This window comes from Arthrobacter sp. NPDC057259, assembly GCF_042668995.1.
In the GTDB taxonomy this organism is placed as follows: Bacteria; Actinomycetota; Actinomycetes; order Actinomycetales; family Micrococcaceae; genus Arthrobacter.
This window is the reverse complement of the sequence record NZ_JBHUYA010000006.1, coordinates 165,864-179,136: the sequence shown is the minus strand read 5'-3', so window position 1 is coordinate 179,136 and position 13,273 is coordinate 165,864. Positions and strand designations below refer to the sequence as shown.

General features: G+C 70.6%; 12 protein-coding genes. 8 read left to right on the top strand and 4 right to left on the bottom strand.

What is annotated here, in order from left to right; genetic code table 11:
* The first annotated feature begins 18 nt into the window (after nucleotides 1-18).
* A complete protein-coding gene (locus ACFUCU_RS11690; protein WP_377972755.1) occupies nucleotides 19-1,893 on the top strand; it encodes a glycogen debranching N-terminal domain-containing protein in 1,875 nt (624 codons plus the stop codon).
* Here ACFUCU_RS11690 and ACFUCU_RS11685 read toward each other — a convergent pair.
* Together ACFUCU_RS11685 and ACFUCU_RS11680 are read right to left on the bottom strand one after the other, a co-directional pair.
* The gene (locus ACFUCU_RS11685; RefSeq protein ID WP_290256699.1) at nucleotides 1,890-2,609 is read right to left on the bottom strand and encodes a phosphatase PAP2 family protein; all 720 of its coding nucleotides are present in this window, start codon (nucleotides 2,607-2,609) and stop codon (nucleotides 1,890-1,892) included. The genes ACFUCU_RS11690 and ACFUCU_RS11685 overlap by 4 nt on opposite strands.
* A gap of 41 nt (nucleotides 2,610-2,650) precedes the next feature.
* Nucleotides 2,651-3,337, bottom strand: a complete 687-nt coding sequence (locus tag ACFUCU_RS11680) for a YdeI family protein (RefSeq protein WP_377972753.1) — start codon at nucleotides 3,335-3,337, stop codon at nucleotides 2,651-2,653.
* Between the two features lie 43 nt (nucleotides 3,338-3,380).
* Between ACFUCU_RS11680 and ACFUCU_RS11675 the strand changes: the two genes are divergently transcribed.
* From ACFUCU_RS11675 to ACFUCU_RS11650, 6 genes are all read left to right on the top strand, one after another.
* On the top strand, nucleotides 3,381-4,178 hold the full coding sequence (locus ACFUCU_RS11675; RefSeq protein WP_377972751.1) for a VOC family protein: 798 nt from the start codon (nucleotides 3,381-3,383) through the stop codon (nucleotides 4,176-4,178).
* A gap of 46 nt (nucleotides 4,179-4,224) precedes the next feature.
* Nucleotides 4,225-4,764 (top strand): NUDIX hydrolase family protein, encoded by a 540-nt coding sequence (locus ACFUCU_RS11670; RefSeq protein WP_290256702.1) that lies wholly within the window; start codon nucleotides 4,225-4,227, stop codon nucleotides 4,762-4,764.
* A 98-nt stretch (nucleotides 4,765-4,862) separates the two neighbouring features.
* Entirely contained in the window at nucleotides 4,863-5,891 is a 1,029-nt protein-coding gene (locus ACFUCU_RS11665; RefSeq protein WP_377972749.1) for a DUF6707 family protein, read from the top strand.
* 63 nt (nucleotides 5,892-5,954) lie between these two features.
* Nucleotides 5,955-6,680 carry an SRPBCC domain-containing protein gene (locus ACFUCU_RS11660; protein ID WP_377972747.1) on the top strand — a complete coding sequence of 242 codons (726 nt, stop codon included), beginning with the start codon at nucleotides 5,955-5,957 and terminating at the stop codon, nucleotides 6,678-6,680.
* A gap of 111 nt (nucleotides 6,681-6,791) precedes the next feature.
* Nucleotides 6,792-8,090 carry a tRNA guanosine(34) transglycosylase Tgt gene (gene tgt / locus ACFUCU_RS11655; RefSeq protein ID WP_377972745.1) on the top strand — a complete coding sequence of 433 codons (1,299 nt, stop codon included), beginning with the start codon at nucleotides 6,792-6,794 and terminating at the stop codon, nucleotides 8,088-8,090.
* A gap of 22 nt (nucleotides 8,091-8,112) precedes the next feature.
* Nucleotides 8,113-8,862: a dienelactone hydrolase family protein gene (locus ACFUCU_RS11650; RefSeq protein WP_377972743.1), complete on the top strand. Its 750-nt coding sequence runs from the start codon at nucleotides 8,113-8,115 to the stop codon at nucleotides 8,860-8,862.
* 157 nt (nucleotides 8,863-9,019) lie between these two features.
* Here ACFUCU_RS11650 and ACFUCU_RS11645 read toward each other — a convergent pair whose 3' ends face one another.
* A complete protein-coding gene (locus ACFUCU_RS11645) occupies nucleotides 9,020-10,435 on the bottom strand; it encodes an MFS transporter (protein WP_377972742.1) in 1,416 nt (471 codons plus the stop codon).
* A 142-nt stretch (nucleotides 10,436-10,577) separates the two neighbouring features.
* On the opposite strand from ACFUCU_RS11645, the gene ACFUCU_RS11640 reads away from it, so the two are divergent.
* Nucleotides 10,578-11,426: a hydroxymethylpyrimidine/phosphomethylpyrimidine kinase gene (locus tag ACFUCU_RS11640; RefSeq protein ID WP_377972740.1), complete on the top strand. Its 849-nt coding sequence runs from the start codon at nucleotides 10,578-10,580 to the stop codon at nucleotides 11,424-11,426.
* A gap of 49 nt (nucleotides 11,427-11,475) precedes the next feature.
* Here ACFUCU_RS11640 and ACFUCU_RS11635 read toward each other — a convergent pair whose 3' ends face one another.
* A complete protein-coding gene (locus ACFUCU_RS11635; protein ID WP_377972738.1) occupies nucleotides 11,476-13,224 on the bottom strand; it encodes a pyruvate dehydrogenase in 1,749 nt (582 codons plus the stop codon).
* Nucleotides 13,225-13,273 lie beyond the last annotated feature (49 nt).

Sequence of the window (13,273 nt, the reverse complement as noted above, 5' to 3'; positions counted from 1 at the left end):
GGGTCCTAGGCTGGTCGGATGAGCGTACAACCAGCCCTGCACCGCCAGCACTGTTCCGTGGCCGCCCCCACCCAGCTCTGGCTGGACGCCGAGGGCCGGCTGGCCGACGGCGGCGGCTGGTTCACCGGACTGCTCCACGGGGACACCCGGATGCTGAGCCGGGCCGAGACCACGGTCAACGGCTTCGCCCCCGAACCGGCCACGGTGGAGCCGGCGCCCGGCGGGGTGCTCACCGTGCGCGGCCTGGTCCGCGGCATCGAGGGCCCCACCGAGGACCCCGCCGTCGAACTCGTCCAGACCTGGACCGTGACCCCCGGCGCCGTCCGCGTCTCGCTCCGGCTGGCCACCTCGCTGCCGCAGCTGGACGCCGAGATCCGGGTCCGGCTGGCGGCCGACTTCACGGACATGGCCGCCATCCGGCTGGGCCGCTTCCGCGAGCCGCTGGAGCCCGTGTCCGCAGATGGGTCCTCGCTGCGGTGGGCCGAGGAGGGCAAGACCCTGACCGTCGCCGCGCCGGACCGGGTGGAGGACGGTTGCCTGGTCTGGCGCGGCACCGCGTCCGCCGGGCGCCCGATGGAGGCCGAGTGGCAGGCCACCCTGACCGACACCGGCGACGCCGTGGTCCCCGCGCACGTCCCGGCGGCCCGGTCCGTCCGCGACCGCCCGGCCGGGCCGTTGGGCGCCCTGCTGGATAACTCGCTCGACGAGCTGGACGGGCTGCGGCTGGCCACCCGCACGGCCCCGGACGCCCCGTTCCTCGCCGCCGGCGCCCCCTGGTACTTCACCCTGTTCGGCCGGGACTCGCTCTGGGCCGCGCGGCTGCTGCTGCCCTTGGACGCGGCCCTCGCCGCGGGCACCCTGCGTGCCCTCGCCGCCTACCAGGGCACGAAGACGGACCCCGCCGCGGCGGGGGAGCCCGGCAAGATCCTGCACGAGTTGCGGGCCAAGGAACTGATTCTCGAGAGCCAGGCGCTGCGGCTGCCGCCGGTGTACTTCGGCGCCGTGGACTCCACGCCGCTGTGGCTGTGCCTGCTCGGCGAGCTCGGCCGCGCCGGCACCGACGACGCCGCGGTCCGCTCCCTCCTGCCCAACGCCGTGCGCGCCGCGGACTGGCTGCTGGCGGCCGGGGCTGCGGGGCGGGACGCCGGCAACGGCGGGTTCCTCAGCTACCAGGACACCTCCGGCCACGGGCTGAGCAACCAGGGCTGGAAGGACTCCCGCGACGCCATGCAGTTCCGCGACGGGCGCCAGGCGGACGGGCCGATCGCCCTCGCCGAGGTCCAGGGCTACGCCTACCAGGCCGCCCTGGAGGCCGCGGACCTCTTCGACGCCTACGGCGAACCGGGCGCCGCGGAGCTGCGGGACCTCGCCGCGGGGCTCAGGGATGCCTTCCGCGAGCGCTTTTGGGTGGAGGACGACGGCGGCCGGTTCCCCGCCATGGCACTGGACGGCCACGGCACCCCGCTGGATGTTCCCGGCTCGAACATGGGCCACCTGCTCGGCACCGGGATCCTCGACCCCGCCGAGTCCCGGCTGGTGGCGGAACGGCTGCTGAGCCCGGAGCTGTTCTCCGGTTACGGCCTGCACACCCTCTCCCGCCGGGCCACCGGGTTCTGGCCGTTCAGCTACCACTGCGGATCGGTCTGGAGCCACGACACGGCCATTGCGGTGCGCGGACTCCTGGCCGAGGGATTCACCGAGGAGGCGCGGGTGCTGGCCGAGGGGCTGCTGGCGGCGTCCGCGGCCTTCGGCCACCGCCTCCCGGAGCTCTTCGCCGGCGTGAGTGCGGCGGAGTCGGGCACGGCGGTGCCGTATCCGGCCTCGTGCCACCCGCAGGCGTGGTCCTCGGCCTCGGCAGTGGTCCTGGCGCAGGCCCTCGGGGTGGCCTTCTAGGCGTCCGGCGACGTGCGCCGGGCGCTGCGGAGCCCGTCGACCAGGACCGCGACGCCGGCGAGCGCCACCGCCAGGCCTAGCGAGGCCACCACGTCGGTCAGCCAGTGGTAGCCCAGGTAGAGCCGGCTGAAGCCGACCACCAGCGTTCCCAGCACGGCACCGGCCAAGGCCAGGGCCGCCGTCGAACGCCGTGCCGGGCGGGCGGCCGCGCTGCCGAGCAGCAGGTACCCGAGGACCAGCAGGAACACCCCAGCGCCGAGCGTGTGGCCGGAGGGGAAGGACAGCGCGTCGTCCGGGCCCATCAGGAAGTCAGAGGCGGACGGCCGGGCGCGGGAGACCATCTGCTTGACCAGGGTGGTGGCACCGGCCGCGGCCAGCACCGCCGCCAGGAACAGCCCTGGCCGCCAGAGTTCGCGCCGGAGCAGGGCCCAGCCGAGGGCCAGCAGGCCGCCAATCACCGTGAGTACGGCCGGCGCGGTGACGGTGCTGACCGCCGTGAGGACTGCGGTGGCCAGCGGGGACCGGTGGTCCACCAGGGCGTCGTGGATCCCGCCGTCGAACACGGCCAGCCCGGAGTTGGTCTGGATGCTGGCCACCATCAGCCAGAAGACGGCCTCCCCGGCCACCAGCAAGGCCGCCGCGGAGAAGAACACCGTCCGCTGCGAGGGCGGGGTCCGGAGGGCTCCGCGCTGCTGCTGGCGTTCGGTAATAGGCACTGGTCCACCTTGCCACATCCGGCTGTCCGCCCTCCGTGCGGTTACCGGGAACTCCCCGGGCCCGAATCCTCCGGGTCTTGGCTCGCAGGGCGCTGATTCTCCGGGCGCTGATTCTCCGGGCGCTGGTTCTCCGGGCCGCGGGGTTTGCGCGCCTGCGGGTGCGGGGTCTCGTGGCGTGCCAGCATCTCGACGAACCCGGCGATCTTCCGCTCCCGGGTTGCGGCCTGCTTCACGGCGTTGGTCCGGTAGATCAGCGCGTACCGGTTGACGGAGGTGAGGACCTCGAACATGGCCTGCGCCCGAGGGTCCGCCGCGATCGCCGCGGCAAGGTCCGCCGGCATCTCGGCGGTCGCCTGCCCCTCGTATGCGGCCTCCCAGCGGCCGTCCGCCTTGGCGCTCTCGACGGCGGCGCGGCCCGTGGGGGCCATCCGCCCCTCCGCCTCGAGCCGCGCGATCCGGTCCACGTTCCGGGCCGACCACACACTCTTCGGACCCCGGCGGGTCATCCGCTGGAACGAACTCTCCTCGTCCCGGCGCCGGCCCTGCCCGTCGATCCAGCCGAAGCAGAGGGCCTCCTGCAGGGCGGCCTCGTAGTCCAGCTCGGTGACCGAGCCGCCCTTCTTGTGCAGCACCAGCCACACGCCGGGGCTGGTCCCGTGGTGGTCCTGCAGCCATGCCCGCCATGCGGCGGCGTCCTTCACCAGCAGTTCCATCAGCTCAACAGCCATGGCACTATTGTGCTCCCGGCCCACACCCACGAGGGAGACCCCCATGCTGCGCGTCCGCCCCATCCACTACACCTCCCGCATGGACGAGTGGGAGCGGCTGCTGACCGCGCTTGGCCTGGTCAAGACGGTGGACGACGCCACCTGGCGCGAGTTCGACGCCGGGTCCGGCCGCCTGGCGCTGCATTTCGCCGAGGCCGGCTCCGCGGAGGACGGCAGCACCGATTTCGGCGTCGAGGTCGGGGACCTGGCCGAATTCGCCCGCCGCACCGCGGAATCCGCCGGCACCGCCGGGGCTTCCGACGGTTCCGGCCAGGGCACCCGGGCGGAGGTCCTCGACGCCGAGCACGGCTCCACCTGCAAGATCACCGCCGCCGACGGGTTCAGCTTCCTGGCCGATCCCGCGGTCCGCGCGGCCGACGGCGGCTGGGGCGGCGCGCCGGACGCGGACCCGGACCTCGCCGTCGTCGGCCTCTGGTTCGCCGCGGATCCCGCCACCGCCGCCCGCACGCTGCGGGACATCGGCGCCCGCCCGCGCCCTGTCCCCGGCACCGGGGCCGCCACCGGCAGCTCGGAGGAAGCCGAGTCCTTTACCGCCAAGAACGGCGGGATCCTGATGATCGGGACGGGTGTACCGGGTGCGGGACAGGCTGCGGCGGGGCTCGCGTTCGAGTACGCCGGCGACCTCGGGGAACTGCGCCGCCGGCTCGAGGATGACGGGGAGGAAGCGGCCCTGGTGGAGGAGTCCCCGGTCCCGCTGCTGCACCTGGCCAACCCGGACGCGGAGGCCGGGGCCTCGCGTGCCCACCCGCTCTGGATCTCCCGGGCCCCGGCGGCGGACTGACCCGGTCCACCACGTCCGTCCAGCCCGGATGGGGTAGAACTTAAGCATGAACGTGCGCACCCCCGACCCGAATCCCGGCTGGCTCTCCGACGACGACCTCTTCGAGGCCAGGGGCCGGTTGCCGATGGTCTACGTCGAGGCCGTCCCGGTCCGGCTGGACCCGCTCGGGTTCGTGAACGAGGTGGGCACGCTGCTGCAGGCCGACGAGGACGGCACCATGGTCCGCTCCCTGGTCTCCGGCCGCGTCCTGTACCGCGAAACCATCCGCGCCGCGCTGCTGCGGCACATGGAAAAGGACCTCGGGCCGCTGGCGTTCCCGCAGCTGCCGGTCAGCCCCGTGCCGTTCACCGTGGCCGAATACTTCCCCTCCCCCTCCCACACCGGCTACACGGACGACCGGCAGCACGCCGTCGCCCTCGCCTACGTCATCCCGGTCACCGGTGAGTGCTCCCCGCGCCAGGACGCGCTCGAACTGACCTGGATGACCCCGGATGAGGTGCTCCGCTCCGACGTCCAGCTTGAGTTCAGCGGCGGCCGCGGCGCCCTGATCCGCCAGGCCCTGGCGTTCGCCGGCGTCGGCCACTAGCTTCCGCGGCGCCGGGGCCCAGCCGTCCCGCGTCCCCGATCCGGCGCGCCGGTCTTTGTAGACTGGTGGGCGGACCGAAAAGAATTTGAGGACTCCAGATGACCCACCCCACAGCTTCCGTGAACTATGGAGAACGGCAGGCGGGATCTCTGCGGACCGGGGATCTGCTGCTCCTGCCCGACGCGACGCGCACCGCCGAAATCGCCAGCGTCGCCGTCGATAACGACGACTTCGGCACCCCCGCCCTGGTGCGGGCCACCCTGACCGGCGGCGGCGTGCTCAGCATCGCGGCCGGGTCCACGGTGCTGATCCAGGAACCGGAATCCTCGGGAGGATCAACCGCGTCGGCCGGCGATTCCCCCGCCGACATTCCTTCAGCTCCCGGTGCGGCGGAGTCCGTCTCCGCGGCCGACGGCACCCCCGCGCAGGCCGACGCCGAGGCGTCCCTGCCCGCCGTCGTCGTACCCCCGCCGCCTGCCTCGCCGCCGGCCGTCGTCGGCCCCAGCGAAGCGGACCTGGCCCTGATCCCCACCGCCGAGGGCACGCCCGAATCCGTCGTGGAGGCTGCCGCCGCGGCGCATCCCAAGGATGCCGGGGTGCTGTTGCTCAGCGACCGGCTGGCCAAGGGCATCAACACCAAGTCCGGCAGCTGCCTCAAGGACCTCAGCGATCTGGCCCACGAACTCTTCGTGGTCCTCGGCGACGCGGAGCACGCCCTGGCCGTCGCGGACCTGCTCACCGTGCTGCCTTTCGACGGCAACCCTGGCCGCTGGGCCTCCGTGGAGGCTGCCCTGGCGCTGGCCAGCTACATCTGCCGGCAGCGCGGCGACGACGAACGCGCCGCCGTCTACGAGAAGTTCCTCCGCGCCCCCGACGCCATGGAAACGGACCCGTTCAAGGCCCGGATCAACGCCAAGGTCCGGCAGCGGTCGCTGAACGAGCCGAACCTGTACGACAAGGAAATCTTCCGCGCCATCGACAACTCCAACCGGGACGCCGAGCGGGAATGGCGGCTGCTGCGGCTCGAGGCACTGCTGTTCCTGCGCGCCCACGGCGGATCCCAGACCATCGGCGGCGCCGAACTGGAACGACGGATCACCAACGAACTGGATTTCGTCCGCGGCTGATCACCGGCACTCCGTCCGGCCCGGCCCTACCCGCGGGCAGAGGGTCGGAGTACATTCGGGCCCATGACGAACAATCTGTCCGTGGTGATCAACGCCGACGCGCAGCAGGTCTGGACCATGCTGCGGGAACCCGCGAAGGTGGCCCAGTGGCACGGCTGGGAGGCCGAGGACCAGGCGGCGGAGATCAACGCCATCTACTTCGGTCCCAAGGTCATTGAAAGCGCGGACCACACCTCCCTGGTGGTCGACGGCGGTGACATCTTCACCCTCAAACCCGTCCCCGGCGGCACCGAGGTCAGCATCACCCGCGCCGCCGTGGACCACAACTCCGAGTGGGCCGCCTGGGACGAGGACATCACCCAGGGCTGGTTGACCTTCCTGCACCAGCTCCGTTTCGCCCTCGAACGCCACCCAAACGGCCTCCGGAGGACGCTGTTCTTCGCCGTCCCGGGCACCGCGGGCTCGGTGATCGACAAGCTCGGCGTGGGCGATGTCCCGGCCGCCGGCGACCCCTACTCCCTGACCCTGGCCACCGGGGAAGCGGTTTCCGGCAAGGTCTGGTTCCGCAGTAACCACCAGGTTGGGCTGACGGTCCAGGGCTACGCCGAGCACGGCGAGGGCCTCGTGATCATCGCAGACCAGCCCGCCATCCCCGAGCTCCGCCCCGACGGCGGATCCCTGGTGATCGTGTCCACCTACGGGCTCGGCGCGCACCGGCTCGAGGAGATCCGCGCAGGATGGGATTCCTGGCGCGCGGCGAACTACCCCTCCACCGACCCCGTCGCCTGAGGCGGAGCACCCGGGGCACTTGGGCCGGCGCACCTGGGAGGCGCACCCAGCGCGCCCGGGGCCACCCTCCCTGAGGTGGGGCTTCGGCGCGGCAACTGGCACACTTGAACGGTGCCTGCGAATCCTGAAACCACCCGCTCCTCCGCCCTGCCCGCCAAGCAGTCCGACTTCTCCTTCCGGGTGGGCAAGCGCCTGAGCGAGACCTGCTCGCCGTCGCCGGAGCAGGTGGCGGAGAACGGCGGGGCCTTCCTGGGCCGCACCGGCACCATCAGCACCCCGCACGGCGAGATCCAGACGCCCGCGTTCATCGCTGTCGGCACAAAGGCCACGGTCAAGGCCGTGCTGCCCGAAGCCGTCGCGGACCTCGGCGCGCAGGCCGTCCTCGCCAACGCCTACCACCTCTACCTGCAGCCCGGTGCGGACATCCTGGACGAGGCCGGCGGGTTGGGCGCCTTCATGAACTGGCAGGGGCCCACGTTCACCGACTCCGGCGGGTTCCAGGTGATGAGCCTGGGGTCCGGTTTCAAGAAGGTCATCGACATGAAATCGGTGGACCACTCGGGGCCCGACGACGCCGTCGCCCCCGGCAAGGAACGCCTGGCCCACGTGGACGAGGAGGGCGTGTGGTTCAAGAGCCACCTCAACGGCGACAAGCACCGGTTCAGCCCCGAGATCTCGATGAACGTCCAGCACCAGATCGGCGCGGACATCATGTTCGCCTTCGACGAGCTGACCACGCTGCAGAACTCCCGCGGTTACCAGGAGCAATCCCTGGAACGCACCCGCCGCTGGGCCGAACGCTGCATCACGGAGCACTTCCGGCTCACCGGGGAACGCACCGGCAAGCCGTACCAGGCGCTGTTCGGCGTCATCCAGGGCGCCCAGTACGAGGACCTGCGCCGCAAGGCCTGCCGGGACCTGGGCGCAATGAACTTCGACGGCTTCGGCATCGGCGGGGCCCTGGAGAAGGAGAATCTGGGCACGATCGTGCGCTGGTGCAACGAGGAACTGCCCGAAGACAAGCCGCGGCATCTGCTGGGCATCTCCGAACCGGACGACATCTTCACCGCGATTGAGAACGGCGCAGACACCTTCGACTGCGTCTCCCCCACCCGGGTGGCCCGCAATTCCGCGTTCTACCACCCGGACGGCCGCTTCAACCTCTCCGGCGCCAAGTACAAGCGCGACTTCGGGCCGCTCCAGGAGGGCTGCGACTGCTACGCCTGCCAGAACTACTCCCGGGCCTACATCCACCACCTGTTCAAGTCCAAGGAGATGCTCTCCGCCACGCTGATCTCGATCCACAACGAGCGCTTCGTGGTGAAGATGGTCGACGACGCCCGGCTCGCCATCGAGGACGGGAGCTTCTTCGAGTTCAAGGCCGAGACCCTGCGCCGGTACTACTCCTAGGACCGTCGGGTAGGCTGACCCGATGTTCATCGAGATTCCTGCCGCAGACGGCACAGCAGAGGCCATCGTCGCCCGTCCCACCACCGGTGAGGGCCCGTTCCCGGGCGTCATTTTTTACATGGACGCCTTCGGCCTCCGCCCGCGCATCCAGGAGATGGCGCAGCGGATCGCCGACTGGGGCTACGTGGTCCTGGCCCCGAACGTCTTCTACCGCGAGGGCACGGCCACGGAGCTGGCACCGGCCGGTGACATGAGCACCCCGGAGGGCCGCGAGGCCGCCGGAGCAGCCGCGTTCCCGCGCGTCGGCCGCCTCACCAGCGACAAGGCCGTCCCGGACATCGACGCCTGGGTCCGTGATCTTCGCGAGCTCGACGGCGTCGCCGAGGGACCGATCGGCGTCACCGGCTATTGCATGGGCGCCCGCCTCGCGGTCCGCACCGCCAACGCCCACCCGGACCAGGTCACGGCCTGCGGCGGTTTCCACGGCGGCGGCCTCGCCACGGACGAGCCGGACAGCCCGCACCTGGGCCTGGAGCACGCCCGGGCCACCTTCGTCTTCGGCCACGCGGACAAGGACCGGAGCATGGACACCGACGCCGTCGCCCGGCTGGGTGAGGCGCTGAACGCCGCCGGCCTGACCGCCAGCAACAAAATCTACGAGGGTGCCCCGCACGGCTACTCGATGGCGGACACGTCGGCCTTCCACCCCGAGGCCACCGAGCGGCACTTCCGCGAACTCCGGGAGCTGCTGGACTCAACGCTCAAGGGTTAGGGCGGTTCCGGGCCTTCGCAAGCTTCAATATGACGACGGCGCGGAGCCGGCTCGGGGACTGTGATCCCCTTGCCGTCTCCGCGCCGTCGTCATGTCTGGCCCAACTCCGGGGCGGACCGCCGCAGCAGCTCCCGCCCGAGGCAAGTCCCCCGAAAAGCTACCGCCGCGGGGAGTCCAGGACGCCGACGTCGTCCCGCTCCGGCGAGGCGGCAACGCCCGCGCCCACGGCCGCCGGCTGGTCCCAGGCGTGGCCCTGTTCGTGGTCCAGGTGCGTGGACTTCTTGTTCTTCAGCGCGAAGATGTAGACCAGCAGCGAGATCGCGATGGCCACCGTGACGTAGGTGAAGAACAGGTCTTCCCGGCCCTCCTTTTGCAGCGCCGCGCCGATCAGCGGGACGGTGCCGCCGAAGAGCGAGTTGGCAATCGCGTAGCCCAGGCCGACGCCGAGGGCGCGGATGGAGGCCGGGAACAGCTCGGCCTTCACCAGGGCGTTGATGGAGGTGTATCCGCCGACGATCAGCAGGCCGCCCATCATCAACAGGAAGGCCGTGAACGGGTTCTTGGTGCCCGCGAGGGTGGAGAGCAGCGGCCAGGTGAAGAGCACGCCGGTGATGCCGAACCAGAGCAGGAGCGGCTTGCGGCCCACCTTGTCCGAGATGATGCCGTAGACAGGCTGGAGCAGCATGAAGATGAACAGCGCCCAGAAGTTGATCACCGAGGTGTCGGTCTTGGCGATGCCGGAGGTGTCATTCATGAACTTCAGGATGAAGTTTGTGTAGGTGTAGAACGCCACGGTGCCGCCGAGGGTGATGCCGATGCAGACCAGCAGCGGCTTCCAGTAGCTGGTGAACAGCAGCTTCATGGTGCCCGGCTGGGCCTGGCCCGGAACGGCGGGGACCTGGGCGGCCTTGATCTGCTCCTCGGAGACGGTTTCCTCCATGGAACGGCGCAGCCACAGAACCACCAGGGCCGCGACGCCGCCGATCGCGAACGGGATCCGCCAGCCCCACTCGCCGAGGTCGGCCTTGGGCATGACGTTCTGCAGCACCACCAGGACCAGCAGGGCCAGCATCTGGCCGCCGATCAGCGTGACGTACTGGAAGCTGGAGAAGAAGCCGCGGCGCTTGGTGGTCGCGGCCTCGGACATGTAGGTGGCGCTGGTGCCGTATTCGCCGCCGACGGAGAACCCCTGGAGGACGCGGATCAGGACCAGCAGGATCATGGCCCACAGCCCAATTACCTGCTGGGTGGGCAGGATCGCGATGGCGAAGGACCCGGCGGACATCATCGTCACGCTCAGGGTCAGCGCCGCCTTGCGGCCCTTGCGGTCGGCGTAACGGCCGAAGAACCAGGCGCCGATGGGGCGCATCAGGAACGACGTCGAGAAGACGGCCATGGCCTCGAGCCCGGCCTGCAGGTCGTCCTTGGAGTTGAAGAAGTGGGACTGGAAATAGGCCGCGAAGGCCGTGTAGACGTAGACGTCATACCACTCCACGAGGTTGCCCGCGGAGCCTTTGAGGATGTTGCCGACGGCCTTCCGGGTCTGGGCCGCTTCGGTCGGTTGGGTGCTCATCGATGAACCTTCCTGGATTCGGCGCCGCCAGCGAGCAACGCCGCCCGCCACCTTACGTCCCGTGATCCAGAACACTCCCTTTTAGTTCATATTGGTCATGCGCACAATGCGGAGCACTTTTCGGCAGTGGCAGGATGGAGCCATGACTTCCAACGCCGTGGACACCCAGACCACCCCCGCCGTCGCCCTGACCATCGCCGGTTCCGAGGCCACCGGCGGCGCCGGCGCGCAGGCGGACCTGAAGACCTTCCAGGAACTCGGTGTCTTCGGGATCGTGAACCTCACCTGCATCGTCTCCTTCGACCCGAAGGACAACTGGAACCACCGCTTCGTGCCGGTGGACCAGCAGGTGATCGCCGACCAGCTGGAGGCGACGACGGCGGCCTACGGCGCCGGGTCCGGCGCGCCGTCGGTGCTGGACACCGTCAAGATCGGCATGCTGGGCAGCCCCGACACCATCTCCACCGTGGCCACCGCCCTGTCCGAGGGCGCCTTCCGCAACGTGGTGCTGGACCCCGTGCTCATCTGCAAGGGCCAGGAGCCGGGCCACGCCCTGGACACCGACCAGGCACTCAAGGCGCAGATCCTGCCGCTGGCCACCTTCGTCACGCCGAACCACTTCGAGGCCGAGTCGCTCTCCGGGCTGGAGATCACCGACGTCGAATCCCTGAAGGCCGCGGCCGTGCGCATCCACGAACTCAGCGGCGCCGCTGTGCTGGCCAAGGGCGGCGTACGCCTGGCCGGTCCCGACGCCGTCGACGTCTTCTACGACGGCGAGACCCTCGAGGTGCTCTCCGCCCCGAAGGTCGGCGACGTCGCCGTGTCCGGTGCCGGTTGCTCCCTGGCCGCCGCGGTCACCGCCGAACTGGCAAAGGGCAACGCCCCGCTGGAGGCTGCCCGCGCCGCGAAGGACTTCGTCACCGCCGGCATCCGCAACCGGGTGGCCTCCGGCGCCCCGTTCGACGCCCTCTGGCAGGGCGGCCCGCGCTAACCGGGCGAAGATGCCGCCCGCGGCCCGCGCTAAGCCAGCACCACCGGCCTTACCGTCGCGGGATGTTCCGCAGGTTGCTGCGGGCCATGCTGACGGCCTCGCCCGCGCCGCGGTTGAGCACCACTTTGGACATGGCCGTGGCGAAGCCCAGCACCTGCGCGCCCTTGATCTTCGGCGGGATCGAGAGTGCCTTCGGGTCCGTGATCAGCTCCACCAGCGACGGGCCGGGGTGGGCGAACGCTTCCCGGTAGGCGTCGGCAATCTTCGCAGGATCGGTGACCCGGACCGCGTGGAAGCCCAGCGCCCGGGCCACCTGCGCGTAGTTCGCGTCCGGGACGTCCACGCCGAAGTCGGGCAGGCCGTCCACCAGCATCTCCAGCTTCACCATGCCCAGGGTGGAGTTGTTGAAGACCACCACGTTGACCGGCAGCCGGTGCGCGGCCACCGTGATCAGCTCGCCCAGCAGCATGGACAGGCCGCCGTCGCCGGAGACCGAGACCACCTGGCGGCCGGGGTAGGCCAGCTGCGCGCCGATGGCGTGCGGCAGCGCGTTGGCCATGGAGCCGTGCAGGTAGGAGCCGATGAGCCGCCGGGTGCCCAGCGGGTTGATGTAGCGGGCAGTCCAGACGTTGCACATGCCGGTGTCGGCGGTGAAGACGGCGTCCTCGGCCGCGATCTGGTCCAGCAGCGACGCCGCATATTCGGGGTGGATGGGCTGGGTTTTCTCGACCTTGCGCGTGTAGGCCCCGACGGCCTTGTTCATCAGCCGGTCGTGTTTCTTCAGCATCGCGTCCAGGAAGCGGCGGCTCTTCTTCGGCGTGACCAGGGGCATCAGCGCGGCAAGGGTGGGCAGCACGTCGCCGTGGACCGCGACGTCGACGTCGGTGCGCCGGCCCAGGTTTTCGGCGGCGCGGTCCACCTGAGCCGTCCTGGTCCCGGGCAGGAACTGGTCGTACGGGAAGTCGGTGCCCAGCAGGATCAGCAGGTCCGCGTCCTCGATTCCCTCCGCGGCGGCCCCGTAGCCCAGCAGCCCGGTCATGCCGATGTCGTAGGGGTTGTCGTACTGCATGAAATCCTTGCCGCGCAGCGAGTGGCCGATCGGCGCCTTCACCAGTTCCGCGAGGGCGATCACCTCGTCGTGCGCGCCCTCGACGCCGGCACCGGCGAAGATCGCGACCTTGCCGGCGTCGTTGATGGCGTCGGCGAGCTCCTGCACGCTGGCGGGGTCCGGGACCATCACCGCCGGCCGGAACGCCGCGGGGGCCGGGGTTTCGGCCTCCACCTCCAGCCCGGCGATGTCACCGGGCAGGGTCACGACGGCGACGCCGCGGAGGGCGGTGGCGTGCTGGATGGCGCTGTGCATCACCCGCGGGGCCTGTTCGGCGGTGCTGATGAGTTCGGAGTAGACCGAGCATTCGTTGAAGAGCCGGTCCGGGTGGGTCTCCTGGAAGAAGCTGCTGCCGATCTGCTTGCTCGGGATGTGCGAGGCGATGGCCAGGACGGGAGCGCCGGAGCGATTGGCGTCGTACAGTCCGTTGATCAGGTGCAGGTTGCCCGGGCCGCAGGAGCCCGCGCAGACGGCAAGCTTGCCGGTCAGCTGGGCCTCGGCCGCGGCGGCAAACGCGGCGGCCTCCTCATGCCGGACGTGGATCCAGTCGATGCCGCCCTTCGCGGCCCCGCCGGTCTTCCGGACGGCGTCCACAATCGGGTTGAGGCTGTCGCCCACGATCCCGTAAATCCGCTGCACGCCGGCAGCCTGGAGTTGTTCGACAAGCTGGGTGGCAAGTTCCTTGGCCATAGTGCACGCTCCCGGGGTGTAAGTCGATGAGCTGACACTGGCCACAATA